The sequence below is a fragment of the Sphingomonas sp. AC522 genome, from assembly GCF_979258125.1.
Map to the genome: position 1 here is coordinate 3,229,068 of NZ_OZ409836.1, position 18,162 is coordinate 3,247,229.

The 18,162-nt window shown below is 65.4% G+C and carries 24 protein-coding genes; 13 read left to right on the forward strand and 11 right to left on the reverse strand.

Annotated elements, in window-relative coordinates:
- Positions 1 to 18 precede the first annotated feature (18 nt).
- From ACZZZM_RS16095 to ACZZZM_RS16120, 6 genes are all read left to right on the forward strand, one after another.
- A complete protein-coding gene (locus ACZZZM_RS16095; protein WP_463596085.1) occupies positions 19 to 1,038 on the forward strand; it encodes a COX15/CtaA family protein in 1,020 nt (339 codons plus the stop codon).
- Positions 1,035 to 1,349, forward strand: coding sequence for a divalent-cation tolerance protein CutA (cutA, locus tag ACZZZM_RS16100; RefSeq protein WP_463596086.1), 315 nt, complete (start codon positions 1,035 to 1,037; stop codon positions 1,347 to 1,349). The genes ACZZZM_RS16095 and cutA overlap by 4 nt, the downstream gene beginning before the upstream one ends.
- A complete protein-coding gene (locus ACZZZM_RS16105; RefSeq protein WP_463596087.1) occupies positions 1,349 to 2,299 on the forward strand; it encodes a hypothetical protein in 951 nt (316 codons plus the stop codon). Before cutA ends, ACZZZM_RS16105 begins: the two co-directional genes overlap by 1 nt.
- Positions 2,300 to 2,434: 135 nt before the next feature.
- The gene (rplM, locus tag ACZZZM_RS16110; RefSeq protein ID WP_463596088.1) at positions 2,435 to 2,914 is read left to right on the forward strand and encodes a 50S ribosomal protein L13; all 480 of its coding nucleotides are present in this window, start codon (positions 2,435 to 2,437) and stop codon (positions 2,912 to 2,914) included.
- On the forward strand, positions 2,914 to 3,462 hold the full coding sequence (gene rpsI, locus ACZZZM_RS16115; protein ID WP_463596089.1) for a 30S ribosomal protein S9: 549 nt from the start codon (positions 2,914 to 2,916) through the stop codon (positions 3,460 to 3,462). The genes rplM and rpsI overlap by 1 nt, the downstream gene beginning before the upstream one ends.
- 64 nt (positions 3,463 to 3,526) lie before the next feature.
- Positions 3,527 to 3,988, forward strand: coding sequence for a hypothetical protein (locus tag ACZZZM_RS16120; protein WP_463596090.1), 462 nt, complete (start codon positions 3,527 to 3,529; stop codon positions 3,986 to 3,988).
- A 19-nt stretch (positions 3,989 to 4,007) separates the two neighbouring features.
- Here ACZZZM_RS16120 and ACZZZM_RS16125 read toward each other — a convergent pair whose 3' ends face one another.
- From ACZZZM_RS16125 to ACZZZM_RS16135, 3 genes are read right to left on the reverse strand one after another with little or no spacing between them, the layout of a single operon-like run.
- Positions 4,008 to 5,615: a DUF4166 domain-containing protein gene (locus ACZZZM_RS16125; RefSeq protein ID WP_463596091.1), complete on the reverse strand. Its 1,608-nt coding sequence runs from the start codon at positions 5,613 to 5,615 to the stop codon at positions 4,008 to 4,010.
- Positions 5,612 to 6,256 (reverse strand): DUF4166 domain-containing protein, encoded by a 645-nt coding sequence (locus ACZZZM_RS16130; RefSeq protein ID WP_463596092.1) that lies wholly within the window; start codon positions 6,254 to 6,256, stop codon positions 5,612 to 5,614. Before ACZZZM_RS16130 ends, ACZZZM_RS16125 begins: the two co-directional genes overlap by 4 nt.
- A 12-nt stretch (positions 6,257 to 6,268) precedes the next feature.
- Positions 6,269 to 6,829 carry a GbsR/MarR family transcriptional regulator gene (locus ACZZZM_RS16135; RefSeq protein ID WP_463596093.1) on the reverse strand — a complete coding sequence of 187 codons (561 nt, stop codon included), beginning with the start codon at positions 6,827 to 6,829 and terminating at the stop codon, positions 6,269 to 6,271.
- 141 nt (positions 6,830 to 6,970) lie between these two features.
- Here ACZZZM_RS16135 and ACZZZM_RS16140 point away from each other — a divergent pair, with 141 nt between their 5' ends.
- Entirely contained in the window at positions 6,971 to 7,354 is a 384-nt protein-coding gene (locus tag ACZZZM_RS16140; protein ID WP_463596094.1) for a bleomycin resistance protein, read from the forward strand.
- Between the two features lie 31 nt (positions 7,355 to 7,385).
- A complete protein-coding gene (locus ACZZZM_RS16145; protein WP_463596095.1) occupies positions 7,386 to 8,120 on the forward strand; it encodes a class I SAM-dependent methyltransferase in 735 nt (244 codons plus the stop codon).
- Here ACZZZM_RS16145 and ACZZZM_RS16150 read toward each other — a convergent pair.
- From ACZZZM_RS16150 to ACZZZM_RS16160, 3 genes are read right to left on the reverse strand one after another with little or no spacing between them, the layout of a single operon-like run.
- Positions 8,113 to 8,862, reverse strand: coding sequence for a metallophosphoesterase family protein (locus tag ACZZZM_RS16150; protein WP_463596096.1), 750 nt, complete (start codon positions 8,860 to 8,862; stop codon positions 8,113 to 8,115). The genes ACZZZM_RS16145 and ACZZZM_RS16150 overlap by 8 nt on opposite strands.
- On the reverse strand, positions 8,859 to 9,698 hold the full coding sequence (locus tag ACZZZM_RS16155; protein ID WP_463596097.1) for a diacylglycerol/lipid kinase family protein: 840 nt from the start codon (positions 9,696 to 9,698) through the stop codon (positions 8,859 to 8,861). Before ACZZZM_RS16155 ends, ACZZZM_RS16150 begins: the two co-directional genes overlap by 4 nt.
- Before the next feature lie 33 nt (positions 9,699 to 9,731).
- Positions 9,732 to 11,201: a DUF5597 domain-containing protein gene (locus ACZZZM_RS16160; protein WP_463596098.1), complete on the reverse strand. Its 1,470-nt coding sequence runs from the start codon at positions 11,199 to 11,201 to the stop codon at positions 9,732 to 9,734.
- A gap of 79 nt (positions 11,202 to 11,280) precedes the next feature.
- On the opposite strand from ACZZZM_RS16160, the gene crcB reads away from it, so the two are divergent.
- The 5 genes from crcB to ACZZZM_RS16185 all read left to right on the forward strand — a co-directional run bounded on the left by crcB (position 11,281) and on the right by ACZZZM_RS16185 (position 14,495).
- A complete protein-coding gene (crcB, locus tag ACZZZM_RS16165; RefSeq protein WP_463596099.1) occupies positions 11,281 to 11,658 on the forward strand; it encodes a fluoride efflux transporter CrcB in 378 nt (125 codons plus the stop codon).
- A complete protein-coding gene (locus tag ACZZZM_RS16170; protein ID WP_463596100.1) occupies positions 11,655 to 12,797 on the forward strand; it encodes an RluA family pseudouridine synthase in 1,143 nt (380 codons plus the stop codon). The genes crcB and ACZZZM_RS16170 overlap by 4 nt, the downstream gene beginning before the upstream one ends.
- A gap of 146 nt (positions 12,798 to 12,943) precedes the next feature.
- Positions 12,944 to 13,606 carry an HAD-IA family hydrolase gene (locus tag ACZZZM_RS16175; protein WP_463596101.1) on the forward strand — a complete coding sequence of 221 codons (663 nt, stop codon included), beginning with the start codon at positions 12,944 to 12,946 and terminating at the stop codon, positions 13,604 to 13,606.
- Positions 13,603 to 13,821 (forward strand): hypothetical protein, encoded by a 219-nt coding sequence (locus ACZZZM_RS16180; RefSeq protein WP_463596102.1) that lies wholly within the window; start codon positions 13,603 to 13,605, stop codon positions 13,819 to 13,821. The genes ACZZZM_RS16175 and ACZZZM_RS16180 overlap by 4 nt, the downstream gene beginning before the upstream one ends.
- Positions 13,818 to 14,495, forward strand: a complete 678-nt coding sequence (locus tag ACZZZM_RS16185; RefSeq protein WP_463596103.1) for an ATP12 family chaperone protein — start codon at positions 13,818 to 13,820, stop codon at positions 14,493 to 14,495. Before ACZZZM_RS16180 ends, ACZZZM_RS16185 begins: the two co-directional genes overlap by 4 nt.
- A 78-nt stretch (positions 14,496 to 14,573) precedes the next feature.
- Here the strand turns inward: ACZZZM_RS16185 and ACZZZM_RS16190 are convergent, their stop codons facing one another.
- The 5 genes from ACZZZM_RS16190 to ACZZZM_RS16210 all read right to left on the reverse strand — a co-directional run bounded on the left by ACZZZM_RS16190 (position 14,574) and on the right by ACZZZM_RS16210 (position 18,156).
- Positions 14,574 to 15,134 carry a hypothetical protein gene (locus tag ACZZZM_RS16190; RefSeq protein ID WP_463596104.1) on the reverse strand — a complete coding sequence of 187 codons (561 nt, stop codon included), beginning with the start codon at positions 15,132 to 15,134 and terminating at the stop codon, positions 14,574 to 14,576.
- A 22-nt stretch (positions 15,135 to 15,156) separates the two neighbouring features.
- On the reverse strand, positions 15,157 to 15,807 hold the full coding sequence (gmk, locus tag ACZZZM_RS16195) for a guanylate kinase (protein WP_463596105.1): 651 nt from the start codon (positions 15,805 to 15,807) through the stop codon (positions 15,157 to 15,159).
- Between the two features lie 36 nt (positions 15,808 to 15,843).
- Positions 15,844 to 16,047, reverse strand: a complete 204-nt coding sequence (locus ACZZZM_RS16200) for a hypothetical protein (protein ID WP_463596106.1) — start codon at positions 16,045 to 16,047, stop codon at positions 15,844 to 15,846.
- A gap of 58 nt (positions 16,048 to 16,105) precedes the next feature.
- Positions 16,106 to 17,497, reverse strand: a complete 1,392-nt coding sequence (gene fumC / locus ACZZZM_RS16205) for a class II fumarate hydratase (RefSeq protein ID WP_463596107.1) — start codon at positions 17,495 to 17,497, stop codon at positions 16,106 to 16,108.
- Positions 17,498 to 17,673: 176 nt separating this feature from the next.
- Entirely contained in the window at positions 17,674 to 18,156 is a 483-nt protein-coding gene (locus ACZZZM_RS16210) for an SspB family protein (RefSeq protein ID WP_463596108.1), read from the reverse strand.
- Between the last annotated feature and the right edge of the window lie 6 nt (positions 18,157 to 18,162).

The window sequence follows — 18,162 nt, forward strand, 5'->3', positions numbered from 1 at the left end:
GCTCTTAAGGCATGACGGGTGTTCCAGTCTTCGCAAACTCGCCCCCGCGCCCTCGCCAACTGGCTGTTCTTCGTCGCGGGCCTGATCGTCCTGATCGTTTTGGTGGGCGGGATCACCCGCCTCACCGAATCGGGCCTTTCGATCACCCAGTGGAAGCCGATCTCGGGCATCGTCCCGCCGCTCAGCGAGGCACAGTGGCAGGCCGAATTCGCCAATTACCAGCGGATCCCCGAATATCAGCAGCTCAACCAGGGCATGACGCTTGCGGGCTTCAAGGCGATCTTCTTCTGGGAATATCTGCATCGCCTGCTCGGGCGGCTGATCGGGCTCGCCTTCGCGCTCCCCCTGTTCTGGTTCTGGATCAAGAAGCAGATCCCGCGCGGCTATGGCTGGCGGCTGGTCGCTTTGCTCCTGCTCGGCGGGCTTCAGGGTGCGGTCGGCTGGTGGATGGTGCAATCGGGGCTGAGCGAGCGAACCGATGTCAGCCATGTCCGCCTCGCGACGCATCTGCTCGTCGCCTTGTTCACGCTTGCCGGGATCGTCTGGACCGCGCTCGATCTGCGCGCACTCGCCCGCCGATCCGATGCCCGGCCCGCGCATCTTACCGGGCTGGCGGCGGTGGCAGGCCTGGTCCTGTTCGTCCAATTGCTGTTCGGGGCGCTGGTCGCGGGGCTCAATGCTGGGCTGGTCACCGATCAATGGCCGCTGATGAACGGGCGCCTGTTCCCCGGCGCGACCATTGCCGGCCAGAGCTTTTTCGGCGCGTTGTTCAACGATCCGGCGATCGTCCATTTCGTCCATCGCTGGTGGGCGTGGGTGGTGGTGCTGGTCCTGGTCGTGCTGGCGCGCGTCGTCCGCCGGACCGATCGCCGCGCCTCGATCGCGATCCACAGCGCGTTCGGCACGCAGATCCTGCTCGGCATCGCTACCGTGATGACAGGGATGAACTTCACGCTCGCCGTCCTCCACCAATTGGTCGGAGCATTGCTGGTCATCGCCGCCGTCTGGGGCATGCACGCGCTCGGCCGGGCGCGGTGAGCGACACCGCGCTCGTCTATGCCACGTTTCCCAGCAAGGCCGAGGCCGAGCGCGTTGCCGAGACGGTGACCAGCGAGCGCCTCGCCGCCTGCGTCAATATCCTCGCTCCCTGCACTTCAATCTACCGCTGGGAAGGCCGCACCGAGCGCGCCGAGGAAGTGCCGGCCCTGTTCAAGACCCGGGCGATGATGGCCGGCCGGCTACGCGCACGGATCGCCGAATTGCACAGCTACGAGTTGCCCGTGATCGAGAGCTGGAGCGTCACTCCCAGCGATGCCGCGGCAGCCTGGATCGAGGCGGAGACGATTTGATGCGAGCTATCGCCTTCCTGCTGGCTCTAGCGCCTGCGATGTCGGCCATGCCCGCCTTTGCGCAGACGGCGGTCAGCGCGCCGGCTGCAGAAATCGACATCCCCTTCGCCCCTCCCCTCGATACCACGCTGCGTTTCCGCATCACCAAGTCGAAGAGTGTTGCCGGCCGTCCCATGCTGACGGCTTCGTGGATCGAGGAGATGCGCTTTGCCCGCAGCGGCCAAGGCTTCATCCTGCACTGGCGAATGGACCCCGGCTCGCTTCCGCCCGAGATGCGACACCCGGCGGCTGCGCCGATGGTTACGCCGTTCACCGGCGCGCCCATCGCCTTCGACCTTGACGAGGATGGTGGCCTGTTGCGCGTCCGCGAATGGGATGCACTGCTCCCCAAAATCCTCGGCATGGTCGACAGCGGCGTCGCATTGGCCGCGCAGGGAGAGAGCACGGCCCAGTCCGCGCAGATCTCGGCCCAGGTGCGCGCAATGTTCGAGCGCCTCGATGCCGAAGCCGCCACGGGCGTGCTGCTCAAGAATATCGCGCCAGTGCTCAATTGGGGCGGCATCTCGATGCAGATCGGCAAGTCCGTCACCGAATCCGCCGAGCAGCCGGTGCCGTTGCTCGGGGGGACGATCCTCCAACAAATTATCGTGACCATGACTGCGCTGGATCCGGGAAAGACCGCCACGATCGAAGTCCGCACCGAGAATGACCCGGAGTTGCTTCGAAAGCTCATGGCGAAGCTGCCTGAGCAGTTTCCGCCCGACACTTTGGCGGCGAAGGAACGTCTGGCGCGGGAAATGGCAAAGGTCGACCAAATGGCGATCGTCGATCTATCCACCGCCGTGATCGACCTGCCGACCGGCTTGCCGCGCACGATCGTGAACAGCCGCAAAGCCAGTGCCGCGGGCGAAAACCGGTCCGAAGCGCTGCGGATCGAGTGGCTCCGCTAGCGCCTGGTATCATAATACCCGTCAGCAAAGCCGCGCATTTGCTTGACTTCTGAAGGGCCAATCGTCAAAGAGCCGCCAACCGCGCTGGCCCTTGGGCTGGCGCGATTGCATTTCATATTCGAAAGGTCCGGCCCGATGAAGGCGCTGATGAAGACCACCAAGTCGGCCAAGCCGCACGAAGTGGAAAAGAAGTGGCATATCGTTGATGCCGACGGCCTCGTGGTCGGTCGCGCTGCAACGATCATCGCCAATGTCCTGCGCGGCAAGCACAAGACCAGCTTCACCCCGCACGTCGATTGCGGCGACAATGTCGTCGTGATCAACGCGGACAAGATCCGGTTCACCGGCAAGAAGCTCGCCGACAAGGTCTATTACAAGCACACCGGCTATGCCGGCGGCATCAAGGAAATCACTGCAGCCAAGGTGCTGGCAGGCCGTTTCCCAGAGCGCGTGCTTGAAAAGGCAGTCGAGCGCATGATCCCGCGCGGCCCGCTCGGCCGTCAGCAGATGCGCAACCTTCGCATCTTCGCCGGCAGCGAGCATCCGCACGCGGCCCAGAACCCCGAAGTTCTCGACATCGCGTCGATGAACCGCAAGAACAAGGTGGGCAACTGATGTCCGACAATCGCCAGTCCCTTTCCGATCTGGGCGCGCTTTCCGGTGGTGAAGCGCAGGCCGCTCCGGCAGCCGCACCGCAGACCGCAGACGAGTATATGAACGCACCGGCAGCTCCTGCCGCGCCGACGATGCCGCTGCGCGAGAAGATCATCGATAGCCTCGGCCGCGCTTATGCCACCGGGCGCCGCAAGGATGCCGTCGCCCGCGTCTGGATCAAGCCGGGCACCGGCAAGATCACGATCAACGGCCGCGATCAGGAAACCTATTTCGCGCGTCCGACGCTGCGTCTCGTCATCAATCAGCCGTTCGGCGTCGCCGAGCGTACCGGTCAGTATGACGTGATCTGCACCGTCAAGGGCGGCGGCCTCTCGGGCCAGGCCGGCGCAGTCAAGCACGGCATCAGCCAGGCACTGACTCGCTTCGAGCCGATCCTGCGCGCGCCGGTCAAGGCCGCCGGGTTCCTGACCCGCGACAGCCGCGCAGTCGAGCGCAAGAAGTACGGCAAGGCGAAGGCCCGTCGTAGCTTCCAGTTCTCGAAGCGCTAAGTTTCGGTTCTACGACAAACGAAAGGGCGGTCCGGCAACGGGCCGCCCTTTTGCTATCGGGGCGATGCGTTACACTCGCGGCATGGCTGATCCCGATCTTCCCCGCATCCTCGCCTTCCTCGAACGGATCGGCATTCCGGTGATCGCCGAGCCGCTGACCGACACGCTGCTTCCCGGCGCGACCGTCCGCCGCGGTGCGCTGGTCTTCGATCCCGGCAATCTGCCCTGGCCGGGCGACCTGCTCCACGAAGCCGGGCATATCGCCGTCACCGACTCACAACTGCGCGCCAGCGGCGAAGAAGTTGCCGACGATCCCGCCGAAGAGATGGCGGCGATGGCCTGGTCCTATGCCGCAGCACGCGAAATCGGGCTCGACCCGGCGATCGTCTTCCATGATCATGGCTATCAGGGCGGTGGGGAGCCCTATCTCGCCAGCTATGCCGCTGGGGATGGCATCGGGGTGCCGATGCTGCGCTGGTACGGTATGACCACCGACTTCCCGGCAATGACTCGCTGGCTGCGATAAGGTCGCCCTGGCGGCGCATTCACTGCCGCTCCAGCCACCCCGTGTAGCGCACCACCTCGCCAATCACCGGCATCGACACGTCGACCTGGAAGCGGAAGCGCCCCTCCTCCACCCATTCGCGCGCATCGATACGCGGACCAAAGAAGCGCGGCATCGGCAGGCCGAACAGCGTCCAACCCCGCAGCTCCATCCGCAGACCCTCCGCATCCGATGGCAAGTCGAATACGAAACGCAGCGGGCCGAAGCGCTCGGATACGCCCTGCCCGGCCTGGGCGAGTTCGCTAGAGAAGCAGTGCCCACCGAAATCGCGGGTCCAGCGCTCTCTTCCACCATGCTCGACAAAGGCGACATGGACCGGATATTCGCCCGCGGGCGGAAACCCCATGATCCGTCCGATCAGATGCGCAAGGCCCCGCCCCCGCTTCACGCTGCCTTCGCCCGACGCGCCGCCATCCCCGGACACGACATGCATCGCCCGCACCTGCTCGGGCAGGGCGGCAAAGCGCGCGCCCATTGCCCGCGCATAAAGCGGCAGCACCGGCCATTCGGTCAGCTCGTGACGGATTGCGAGCTTGGCGAAAAGCGGCTCGAAGCGGTCGAGCGTCAGCAGTCCGCTCGCGTCTATCGCCCTTGGCGGCAGGCGCCCGGCGAGCAAATCCTCCGCGAGAAGCTCGGCGGCGAGCGTGGGGATCTCGGGCCCATCGCCCTCGCTCGCGATCAGTATCCAGCGGCGCGCCACGCGCTCGGCCTTGAGGGTCACCGACATGGCCGAGCGATCGCTGCCCGCGCGTGCGGTGAGCCGCTGGAGCCTGTACAGCCAGGGCGCGGCAGCCTGGAGCGAGCCGATCCAGCTCCAGCGCACCGGCCAGCTCAGCAACCATAGCGCCAGCATCTGGAAGCTGAGCTCGGTTCCCGCACGAAACGTGACTGCCGGCCGCCCCGGCACTGCCGCCGGCATCAAATCGAGATCGGGCACTTCGGCGAGCGCAACCCAGCGATCGAGCGGCGCCTCGCCCGAAATCGCAAATCGCGTGCGGTGCAGTTCCTGCCACCCGGTGGCATCCACCCAGCGCCGCCCGCGCCACAGCCGCACCGGCTTGCCGACATAAGAGAGGATCGCCGCCGCCACCGAAGGCCCCGCGACCGCCCGGTTCGAAGCGCCGATCGCCACGTCGATCTGGCGAATCTCCATTCCCGGGGGCGCGAGCGCGCGTGCGACTGCTCCCGAGAGCGCCGGCACGCTCGATGCCCCGCTCACGATCGCGACGCCGGCCGCCGCCGCATCCTTGTCCAGCCGCGCAAATCCACTGACAAACTCTCGCGAATCCGCCAGATCGAGATACGGAATGTGCATCGCGATGCACGCCTCGGGCACGGTATAGCCACTGCCCTGAAACGGCCCCGCCGCGTCGATGACAAGATCGGGCCGCTCACGCGCCATTACCATGCCGATGCCATTGGTCCGGTCCGCGACCACTGGCTCGGCGCCCGCCAGCCCTGCGCAGAATGCCGCGGCCTTATCGCCGTTCCGACCCGCCACCAGCACTTGATGCCCATTGGCCAGCAACCGCCGCACCAGCCGCGCGCCGAACCCGCCATAGCCGCCAATGACCAGGATGCGGCTCATGCCGGATCCATGAAGACTGCGTTCTGATGAATCAGCTCGCCCAGCAGTGGATGGACCAGATCGAGGCCGAACACGAAGCGTCCGTCACCCAAGTCGCGATGGCCGACTGTCAGCCGCCCCGGCTCGGCCCAGAGCGGCAGCCGCACGCGCAGGCCGAGCAGCTGAACAAAATAATGATCGCCTTCAAACAGCAACACGCCGCCTTCGACGCGAAGCCGCAGCGCAATGCCGATGCCGCGCCCCAGATACTCCTCAAGTCCCGTCGGCCCGGCGAAGCGCTTGGCGCTGTGGATGACCTGGGGGAAGCCCCGGCGCCGCCCATATTGCCGCGTCCAATATTGATTGATCCGCCCATCATCGCTGGTGACGCTCACGCTCGCGGCAACGCCCACGTCAGTCCCCAGCGGCAGCGGCGCTCCAACCAGGCGCGCAATCTGCGCCAGCACGCGTCCGGCAACAGACATGCGGCATTCCACCACCCGCCCGACATAGCTCACGCAATCGCCGGTTTCGATCCGCCGCAGGAAGCGCTCGCGCACTGCGCCCGGCAATGCCAACCACGCCGCGCGCCCGAGCAGCCGCTCGAACCCGCCAGCCACGGTCCCCTGCCTTGCCACTGCTTCGCGCCAGACCGTCGCCACTGCCGGCTCCTTTCACTCGCCCTTCGCCTTGGGCAGGAAGCGCAGCACGCGCTTCCCCATGCGGATCAGCAACATCAGCCGGCCAGGCGGCACGGCGATCATCTGCTGATACCAATCGTCGATCTCGCGAACGAAATCGTGCATCGCCGCGATCCGATCGCGCGCGACCTTGGAGATGCGCGGATCTGCTTCGGCCTCTGCGCTGCAGGTCCTGAGCGCCGACACCGCTGGATCGATCTCGCGCTCCTTGCGTCCCTGCGCGATCCGCGTCAGCATCTGCATCAGATCGACTTCGGCTTCGTAATGATCGCGCCGATCGCCCATCACCGGGCTGCGCCGGATCAGCTTCCAGCCGAGCAATTCCTTGACGCTGTTGGAAGTGTTGCTCCGCGCGATCCGCAGCGTGTCGCTGATCTCCTCGGCGTGGAGCGGTCGGTCGCTCAGATAGAGCAAGGCATGAATCTGGGCGACCGAGCGATTGACTCCCCATTGCCCGCCCATCTCGCCCCAATGCAGCACGAATTGCTGAACCGCGACGGGCAACCTCGGGCTCGTATCTGCAATTTCTGTCATTACTGAAATATAGGATATCGCCATTTTGGTGTCAATACGAACCGCGAGCGCAGACCTGTGGTTGTTTTGTGCTTAACTGACACGTGCAACCGCTCGCTCATCTGGCATGGGCTAAAGGGCGGGCACCGGGGAGCAAAATCCATGGCCAATCTCTTTCGCATCACGCCATTCATGCATGTGCCGGACATCGAAGAGGCGATCGCCTTTTTCGATATGCTGGGCTTCACGCTGCGCTTTCGCGTGGCCGATTATGCTTATGTCCAGCGCGAGACCGCGGCCTTCCGCCTGCTCCAGAATCGCGGCGACGATGGTGCGCCTCCGGGCAATCGCCGCGTCTGCTATTATGTCGATGTCGAGGATCTGGATGCCCTCCATGAAGAGCTCAAGCCCAAGCTCGTCGGGCTCAACGACGGAGACGTTCACGGGCCCGTCGAGCAGATCTATGGCCAGCGCGAATTGATGATCGTGGCGCCCGATGGAAACCTGTTGGTTTTCGGTCAGGACATCGCGATAAGGCGCGACTGAGCCGCGGGGGCGGCGCCAGAAGGGGTGCTTCATGACTTCACGCGAGGTGACTTCGTTCCTACCGGTTGCCGGTCATGGTTCGGGCAAATCGCTGGCCGATAGCTTCATGGTCATCCTCTACGGCGCAATCGGCTGGCCGTGGCTGCTCAAGAGCCTGTCGGGCGGGACAAAGGCCGCCAAGCGCGCCTTGCTCGAACGGCTAGGCCTCCCTGCCGACGCGCTGCCCAATCTCGGCAGCTGGAAGGCCGATACCGGCTTCCTGCACCTCATTGCCGATCATATCGAAGCGCATCGTCCGCAGAATGTCGTCGAACTTGGCGCCGGCGCATCGAGCTTGGTGATGGGCCGCTCGCTCCAGCAGCATGGCGGCGGGCATCTGCTCAGCCTCGATCAGCACGAGGATTTCATCCAGGCGACGAGCGAGTGGCTACGCGAGCACGGCGTGCAGGCCGAACTCCGCCATGCCCCGCTCGGGCCGCGCCCCGGCGGCTGGCCCGGGATCTGGTACGAGACCGGAGCATTGCCCGAGCGGATCGATTTGCTCGTGATCGACGGCCCGCCCTGGACGATCCACCCCTTCGTGCGCGGCGCCGCGGAAATGCTGTTCGACCGGATCCCGGTAGGCGGCACGATCCTGCTCGACGATGCCGCGCGTCCCGGCGAGCGCGTGGTGGCGCGGCGCTGGCGGCGGAACTGGCCGGGCTTTTCGTTTCGCCTCGTCCATGCCGGCACCAAGGGCACGCTGATCGGCACACGCCTCAGCTGAGCGGCACGCTGCTTTCGCCGAGGAAGCGCGCCACCGTCTCGAACCCGCCATCCTTCACGGTAATCACATTGAACGAAGGCGGCTTGGCGCGCACGCGCTGCGAGAGCGTGCCCGCGCCGATCAGCCGCACCGTGCGGCCGTTCACTTCGTGCGGGATGTCGAACGGATCGTGGACATGGCCCGTAAGCACGGCATGGACGCCCGCAGTTGAAAGCGCCTCAAGCGCACCCACGCCGCGCCGGGTCTGGCCGCTCATCTGCGTGCCGCCCTCCATCAGCGGATGGTGGCACGCAATGAAGATCGTATCGCCGGGCGGCACTGCCTCGACCAAAGCCAGCGACTGCTGAAGCGAGCGCGTGCTGACATAGCCTTTCGACCAATTGAGCCGGAACTGGAAGCGCGCGGTGGTCTTGAGCGGCACCACCGCCACGCCTTTCACGTCGAGCGGCTTCTCGATCATCCGCTCGAGCGCCTGATAGCGCTTGTACGGCGTCACGAAGCGCGCCCAGGGATTGAAATAGGGCAGATCGTGGTTGCCGACTTCGACTGTCGTCGGCCGATTGAGGTCGGTCAGCCATTTCGCCGCGGCCTCGAATTCGCTGCGATGCGCCGCCATCGTCAGATCGCCGGTCATGATCACGGCGTCGGGTTGTTCTTCCTTCACCCGCGCGCTGAACCACTCGACTGCCTCGCGATCTTCGCGCCCGAAATGCACGTCGCTCACATGGAACAGTCGCGTCATCCCGCCGCCTCTTCGCGCGTGGTGATGAAGCGCTCCATGCTCTTGCCGGCAACGATCTTCTCGTGCGGATCGAGCGTCACTGGTTCGCCGTCGAACAACGCCAGCACTGGCTTTTCGCCCAGCACGCGCAGCTTGTCGGTGCGCGCCTCGGTCACGGCATGCGCTGCCACCCAATCGCCCGTCACCCAGTCCCAGCCGAGCTGGACGATCGACTTCCATTCGCGCGCATCGACGGCTGCCACGTCGAGTCCGTCGAGATGCGGAAAGACGAGCACTGCCTGGTAATGGTCGCCCAGCGCCTTGGCACCCTCGACACGGATGCCGCGCCGGTCGAACGTTCGCCGCCAGGCCGATCGGACCGCGCCGAACATCCGCCCGATTTTGCCCTTGCGCGCCGCCTCGCGCGCCCGCGCCCAGGCGGCAGCGGGCCCGAGGATCAAGCCGACAAAGGCGCGGTGCGGCCCTGCCTCGACATAAGGCAGCGCCATCCGCCGCTTCGACTCGTGCGCGGCGTGGATGATCTTCTGCGGGTCCATTTCGGAGTGGAGCGCCTTGGCGAGCAGGTTCATCGTGCCGCCGGGCAGGATCAGAAAGTCACCTTCCCATTCGGACAGCGCGCAGAGCGCTGCATTGATCGTTCCGTCGCCTGCGAACAATACGACAGTGTCCACCCCTTCCGCAGTCAGCGCGGCGCCCTTGGGCATTTTCTGGTCGGGAAATTCGGTGCGCCCGACAAGCATCAGGCCGCGCTCCTCGAATACGGCTTCGAGCGCTTCGCACTTGGCTCGCGTCGCGGTGCCGGAATTGGGATTGGTGATGAACCAGAGTTTCTGCATGGCCCGCCAACGCGCGAGGGACGATTTGGTCGCTCAACCGTAACGATAGAGCCGGACGCGCTGCACGCCCTGATTGCCCGGCGGCAGCCGCACGTGCCGCCCCTGATGCGTTTCGTCGCCATTGAGCCGCCGCCCGGGCACCCAGCGTCCGCCCTCGAACCGGCCTTCCTCGACCAGTTCGAGCCCTGCGCGGCCCTTGCCGTCGGCAGGCTCGACGGTGAGGGTGATCCCGCCGCCCGCGACCAGATATTCGTCGCCGCCCATCCACAGGATGATGCCGCCATGCTCCGCGGGCGTCTGCTTGTCCCTGGCCGTCCACGGATCGACGAAATTCACTGTGAGGCGATAGTCTCCGAGCACCTGTACCTGTGGCCTTTCGTCGACGACGCCGTCGAATGTAACCGGCGGTGCGAACCCGGCCCTGCCCTTGGCCGCGAATAGCGAAGGCGCGAGCCCATCGAGCATTGCGTAGAGCGCGCCCAGCCGGTCGCCCTCGGGGAGGTTCTCGATTGAGAAAGGACTGAACCCGAACGCCCCCAGCGCGCCGATCGCATGAAGCGCATTCGCCGCGGCGCGCTTGTCGCCGGCATTGTTGGCCTCGGGAATGAAGAAGGGATTTCCGGCCTGCATATAGCCGCGCGCGATCTCGCCGAAATTGGGGAAATAGATATCGGGCGCAATGAAATCGATCGAGGGCGCCGCCTCGCGCCATACCTGCATCAGATGCGCCAGCGGCCCGCCGCTCGGATATTCCCCCGGTTTCTTGCCCGGTCGCCCCTGCGCGCCGTTGACGTACATCGGCAGCTTATATTCGCGCTTCCCCGCCGCCGCGAGCGCCTCGACGAAGCGCGCATAATATTGCGCAGTGAATTCCTCCTCGCTGCCCTTCCACTTGGCAAAGGCCGCATCCGCCGCGGGCTCATGCTCGCGCGCGGTGGGCAGGAAGCCGATCTCATTCTCGACCTGCACCATGATCACGGTATGCCGTTCGCCATCGACTTGCTTCAAATGCCGCATCAGCGCCGCGAACGCCCGCGCATCCGCATCGCGGGTCTGCACGCCGAATGCCGACAATATCTCCTGCGCCCTGCCATCCGCCCCAATCGTCCGCGGAAAGCGGCTCTCGTCGCGCTTCGCCCAGCCGGGCACATAGGTCGACATCGAATTCTTCCACGCACCGAACCACAGGAGCACCAGCCGCATATCGTTCGCCCGGGCGTCCTCGATCAGCCAATCAACGCTGGAGAAGTCGAACCTGCCCTCGGCCGGCTCGATCAGCTCCCAGCTCACCGGTGCTAGCAAGGTGTTGAGGTTCGCTGCCTTCAGCTTCTGCCATTTGGGCTGCAGCCATTCGCGGTTCGATGCCGAGCTATTGCCCAGCTCGCCGCCCAAAATAAGGAAAGGCTTGCCGTCGACGATCAGCCGCCCATGCTTGAAGTGCGGAGCCTGCGCCGCGGCCGGAGCGGCGGCGAACAGGAAGAGCGCGATAAGCCAGCGGAGCATGGCAATTCATCCCCGCTGGTAGCGCTACCGTCAAGCCGAGCGTTTCCCTTTTGCCGCGATCCGCGCTACCGGCACCCCCATGCCTCACCTTCTTCTCGTCATGCTCGGCGGTGCCCTCGGATCCGGCGCGCGCTACCTGACTGGCCGCGCAGCTTTGGCCTGGATGGGGCCGAACTTCCCATGGGGCACGCTCGCCGTGAACCTTCTCGGTGGCCTGGCGATGGGCATGCTGGCAGGAGCGCTGATCCGCAGCGGCCAAACCAGCGGCACCGCATGGTATCTGCTGGGCGCCGGCGTCCTTGGCGGTTTCACCACTTTCTCCGCCTTCTCGCTGGATACCGTCCAGTTGATCGAGCGCGGCGACTGGCTTCCGGCGCTCGGCTATATCATGGCATCGGTAATCGGCTCCATCGCGGCGCTGGTGCTCGGGCTTGCAACCGTTAAGGCAGTCGCATGAGCGAAATGAGCAAGGACGTCCGCCAGTTCATCGTCCAGGCCGACGATGACGGCATCAGGCTGGACCGCTGGTTCAAGCGCCATTTGCCCGACGCTAATTTCAACCTGGTTTCGCGCTGGGCGCGCACCGGCCAGCTCCGCGTCGATGGTGCGCGCGCCACGCCGGGTGACCGCGTGACGCAGGGTCAGACGATCCGCGTCCCTCCCGCCGAAGCCCCCAAGCCCGGCGCCGCCAAGCCCAAAATCGTCCGCCGCATCCTCAGCGACGACGAAGTCGAGTTCGCCGAGAGCATGGTGATCTACAAGGACGAACAGGCATTTGTGCTCAACAAGCCCCCGGGGCTGGCGACGCAGGGCGGGACGAAGACCATCGAGCATGTCGACGGCCTGCTCGATGCGCTGCAGTACGAAAATGAGGGCCGCCCCAAGCTGGTCCACCGGCTGGACAAGGACACCAGCGGCGCTCTGCTGATCGCACGCACCAGCCGCGCCGCTGCCTATTTCTCGAAGTCATTCTCGGGCCGCAGCGCGCGCAAGCTCTATTGGGCGCTCGTCGTCGGCGTGCCCGAGATCGAGGACGGCATGATCGATTTGCCGATCGGCAAGCAGCCGGGCACCGGCGGCGAGAAGATGCATGTCGATCCCAAGGAAGGCCAGGCCGCGCGGACCCGTTATCGGGTGATCGAGCAGGCCGGCGGCCGCACCGCCTGGGTCGAGCTGCAACCGCTCACCGGCCGCACCCACCAGCTTCGCGTGCACCTCGCGGCGATTGGACACCCGATCGTCGGCGACGGCAAATACGGGCTGCAGGAAGCGTTCCTCACCGGCGGGATCAGCCGCAAGATGCACCTGCACGCCCGCCGCATTCGCATCGACCATCCCGATGGCGGTGGAGAAAAGATCGACGTCACCGCAGAGTTGCCTGAGCATTTCGCCGAATCAATGAAGATGCTCGGCTTCGACGAAGCCCTTGGCGACACCGACGCGCTGGACGACCGCCCGCCGATGAGCCGCGAGCAGAAAAAGGCCGCAGGCCGCGCGCATGCGAAATCGGTGCGCAAGGAGCGGCGCGGCGAGCGAAGGGGCCGTGGCGAAGCGCCCAAAAAGGGCGAAGCGAAGAAAGAAACGAAGAAGAAGTGAGGCACGACCTTCTGATCCTCCCCGGTGCGGGGAGGCGGACCATGCGAGGCATGGTGGCGGGGGCGCGCCGCAAGCGCTGCGCTTCGCGGATAGCTCCCTACGTCAGCGATTTGCGCTGCCACCTCCTTGTGCCGGGGAAGATCTAGATGGCAAACCGTCTCGCCATCTTCGACTGCGACGGCACCCTCGTGGACAGCCAGGCCAATATCTGCCGCGCAATGGAAGCCACCTTCGCGACCGCGCGCCTCACCCCGCCCACGCGAGAAGACATCCGCCGCATCGTCGGCCTCAGCCTCGTCCCCGCGATCGCTCGCCTGCACCCCGAAGGCGAACCGGGCCAGCACGAGGAAATGGCCGCGCGCTACAAAAGCGCCTTCTTCGCGATGCGCTCGAACAATGCGCTCGATCCCGAGCCGCTATTCGAGGGCATCCGCGAGGCGATCGACGCACTCCAGGCGGCAGGCTGGCTGCTCGGCGTCGCCACCGGCAAGTCCGATCGCGGGCTCCGGCTGCTGCTCGAGCATCACGGGCTCTACGATCGTTTCGTCACGCTCCAGACCGCCGACCGCCACCCGTCCAAGCCCCATCCCTCGATGCTCGAAATGGCGATGGCAGAGGTCGGCGCGTCGCCGGAGATCAGCGCCATGATCGGCGACACCAGCTTCGATATGGAAATGGCGCGCGCCGCTGGCGTCCACGCCGTAGGTGTTGTATGGGGATACCACACGCCCGAAGAGCTGATCGCTGCGGGCGCTGACCATGTCGCCGATCACGCGAGTGCGCTTGCCCCGCACCTGGAGACCCTATGACCGACGCCGATCGTCTCGCCGCCAAGCGCTATTACATGATCCAGGCAGTCAACATCGCCGCGGTCGCCGGCGCCGTGCTCGGGCTGGTGATCGCGGGTCGGTCGATCACCCAATTCCACACCATTCTGGGGGGCGCATTGCTACTCTCCTCGCTTTACATGATGGCGGTGGTCCCGCGGGCGATGGCAAAGCGCTGGAAGACCCCGCAGCCGTGAAGCGTTTCTGGAAGCACGTGACGATCGAAGGCAATGGTATCGCGCTCGACGGCAAGCCGGTGCGCACCCCCGGCCGCGCGCCACTCGCGCTCCCCACCCCTGCCCTTGCCAAGGCGGTCGCCGAAGAATGGAGCGCAGTAACCGGAGATATCGATCCGCGAGCGATGCCGCTTACCGGTCTGGCCAACGCCGCGATCGATCGCATCGCGCCCGATCCCGCCGCCTTTGCCGCGGGGCTTGCCCGCTATGGCGAAAGCGATTTGCTCTATTACCGCGCCGAGCTCCCCGAGCCATTGGTCGAGCGCCAAGCCGCGGCGTGGGACCCGCTGCTCGAATGGGCGCGTAGCCGCTACGACGTGCATTTCGAGACCGCTACCGGCGTGATGCATCGCGCCCAGCCCCCCGCCACCATCGCCCGCCTGGCCGACGCAGTGGCCGCGCTCGACGCGTACCGCCTCGCCGGCCTCTCGCCGGTGGTGACCGTCAGCGGCTCGCTGGTCGCCGCGCTCGCCCTGCTCGAAGGCGCGGCCTCGGACGAGACGATATGGCAGGCCGCTCAGATCGACGAAGCCTGGCAAACCGAGCAATGGGGCGAAGACGACCTCGCCACCCAGGCCCGCGACGCCCACCGCGCCGATTTCATGGCCGGCGCGCGGTTTCTCTCGCTCCTCTAGTTCTCCTGCGAAAGCAGGAGCCCAGAGTCACGAACGAACTGCCGGTGGTCCTGGCCTCCTGCTTTCGCAGGAGAACAGTCAGGCAGCAGTTTGACCTGTCCTCGGCAAAGCCCAGGCCAGCACCGCCCCCGCAGCGATCCACGACGCGACGTCGCTCAGCCACAGATAGACGAAATAGCCCGTCGGCATGTGATTGAAGATCGGCTGTCCCAAGTCCGAATAGGCCGTAACCGCCACTGCAACGAGCGCCACCAGCTTGAGCCGGTCCGCGAAGGCGAGCCCGCCCGCGACCAGCCGCAGCGCGAATCCCGCCAGCGTCACGCAGATGATCGCCAGCACTAGCCCCGAGATCAGCGAAGTGGTGTCGGGATTGGCAAAGCCATGGCTGTTGAAGAACACCATGCTCACCGGGCCCTGCCCGAACATCTGGGTCCCCGTCGGCGTGCCGATCCACGGCACAGGATAGGCGCCGGTGCCGAGAGGCCCGAGATGCTGGGCGAGCGCCTGCTGGAGCACGGCGCTGGCCGCATCGTCGGTCTTCGAAAGCGCGAGAAGGCTGAGGGGCGTCCCCCAGAAAATGAAGCCGACGAGCCACATCGCTAGTCCGCCGAGTACGCCACCGAGCAATAATCTGGGCATATAACTTCCCCTGTTCAGGAAGCTACTTGTTGAGCCCCCGGATGAATCCGATCAACCCCGTCTGGCGCGAACGCCGCAGCCGCTCGGCCTTGAGGATGGTGTGCACCGATTCGTAGGTCGACTGGATGTGGTCGTTGACCAGCACATAGTCATAACCGTCCCAGTGACTGACTTCGCTCGTCGCGCGCGACATGCGGGCATCGATGATCTCTTCTGCATCGGTCGCGCGCTTGATCAGCCGCTCGTGGAGAATCTTGAGGCTCGGCGGCAGGATGAAGACGCGGACCACGTCGCCGCCGGCCAGCTGGAACAGCTGCTGCGCGCCCTGCCAATCGATGTCGAATAGCACGTCGCGGCCCGAGGCGAGGATGTCGCTGACCTGACGGCGCGGCGTGCCATAGCGCTGGTCGAACACGTGCGCCCATTCGAGGAACTCGTTGTTCGCGACCATTTCGCGAAACTTCTCGAGATCGACGAAGTGATAGTCCTTGCCGTCTTCCTCCCCGGGCCGGATCGGCCGGGTCGTGTAGGAGACTGACATTTCGAGATAGGGATCGGCCGCGAGCAACTTGCGCGCAATGGTCGATTTGCCGGCGCCCGAAGGCGAGGACAGCACGAACAGGACTCCGCGGCGCTTGAATCCGTGGTCGTCGGTCTCGGTGCGATGAGGCATGGGCGCTACTGGCGGACCAGTAGCGCCCCCGTCAAGTCATTCGCTGCCGGTGCGCTGCTTCCGGCGCTCGGAGCGCCAGCGCCACAGCCCATAGCCGCCGGCCAGCACCAGCCCCGGCATTCCCATGCGCGTGATCGCGCGTTGCGCAGCATAGCCGAGCACTGCGCCTTTCACGCCGCCGCGGCCGTCGCGGCGGTCAATCTGGTTGCCGATGATTGCGCCGATCATATTGCGAAGCATGTGTTTCTCCTTCGCCGCTAGAGCGCTGGAGAGGGACTTGAGTTCCGTTCTAAGGAACTCAGCGCCCCACCATAGTCTCCGGCCGCACATATTGATCGAAGGTCGCTTCGTCGACGAGCCCCAGCGCCAGCCCGCTCTCCTTGAGCGTCAGCCCCTTTTCGTGCGCATTCTTGGCGATCTTGGCGGCATTGTCGTATCCGATCGCGGGCGCCAGCGCCGTCACGAGCATCAGCGAACGCCCCACCAGATCGGCGATCTGCGTCTCGTTCGCCTCGATCCCATCGACGCAGCGCTCGGCGAAGCTGGTCATGCCCACCGCCAGCAAATGGATCGAGCGCAATACGTTAGCGCCGATCAGCGGCATGAACACGTTGAGCTCGAAATGCCCCTGCATCCCGCCGACGGTCACTGCTTGGTTGTTGCCGACCACCTGCGCCGCCACCATCGTCAGGGATTCGCACTGAGTCGGGTTGACCTTGCCGGGCATGATCGAGCTGCCCGGCTCGTTGGCGGGAAGCGACAATTCGCCCAGCCCCGAACGCGGACCCGAGCCGAGGAAGCGGATGTCGTTGGCGATCTTGTTGAGCGCCACCGCCAGCGTGTTGAGCGCGCCCGAGAAGAACACCAGCCCGTCCTTGGCCGCCAACTGTTCGAACTTGTTCGGCGCCGGCTTGAACGCAGAACCGACAATGTCCGAGATCGCCGCCGACATGTCCTCGGCCCAGCCCGCGGGCGCGTTGAGCCCGGTGCCGACCGCGGTGCCGCCGATCGCCAGATTGCGCAGATTGCCGTTGAGCGAGCCCAGGATCCGCGCCTTGCAGCTGATCAGCTGTGCCGCATAGCCCGAGAATTCCTGGCCGAGCGTCAGCGGGGTCGCATCCTGCGTGTGGGTGCGGCCGATCTTGATGATATGATCCCAGGCCTCGGCCTTGGCGACCAGCGATGCAGTGAGCTGATCGAGCGCGGGAATCAGCGCCGCTTCGGTGGCGCGAACCGCCGCGACGTGCAGCGCGGTCGGGAAGCTGTCGTTCGACGACTGGCTCATATTGACGTGATCGTTGGGATGCACCGGCGACTTGCCGCCGCGCATGCCCGCCAGAACGTCATTGGCGCGGCCGGCGATCACTTCGTTGACGTTCATGTTGGTCTGGGTGCCGCTGCCGGTCTGCCAGATCACCAGCGGAAACTGGTCGTCGAGCTTGCCCTCGACGATGTCCTGCGCCGCCGCTTCGATCGCATCGGCGATCTTGCCGTCCATGCCGTGCTTGCGGTTCACCCGCGCCGCGGCCTGCTTCACGATCGCCTGGGCATGGACGATGCCGAGCGGCATCCGCTCTTGTCCGCCGAAGGGGAAATTCTCGATCGAACGCTGCGTCTGCGCGCCCCAATAGGCGTCCGCGGGAACTTCGATGGCGCCGATCGAATCGGTTTCGGTGCGGGTGTTGGTCACAGGGCCTCCGAGCATGTTTGCGCGCGCTCTAGAGGGAAGTGAAGCGCTTCGCCAACCCCACACCGTCATGCTGAACTTGTTTCAGCATCCAGCGCACAACAGGCATCGGCATCGCCGGCCGAGGCCTGGACCCTGAAACAAGTTCAGGGTGGCGGTCTCGGCTTAGAGCCTCGCCGTCACTTCTTCCGCTTGAAATCCACAGAGACGACGTTCGACCCGTCGTCCACCGGCTTCACGCTAGGCCCATCATTCTCGGCCTCGTCATGCTGCTCGGGATCGACATCGCCTTCCTGCGCCTGGAAACGCAGCTCGAAATTGACCGCCGGGTCATGGAAACCGGTGATCGCCGAAAACGGGATGTTGAGCATCGCCGGCACCTGGTTGAAGCTCAGCCCGACCGAGAATTTCTCGTCGTCGACCTTCAAGTCCCAGAAACGGTGCTGGAGGACGATCGTCATTTCGTCCGGAAAGCGCTCGATCAGCCTCTGCGGGATGTCCACGCCCGGGGCGTGCGTCTTGAAGGTGATGTAGAAATGGTGCCCGCCCGGCAGTGCCTGGGTCTCGGCAACCGAGCCGAGCACGCGGCCGACCACGGCGCGCAGGGCTTCCTGCACGATTTCGTCATAGGGAATCAGGCTGTCGGGCACGGTCGTCGTCATGCCCTT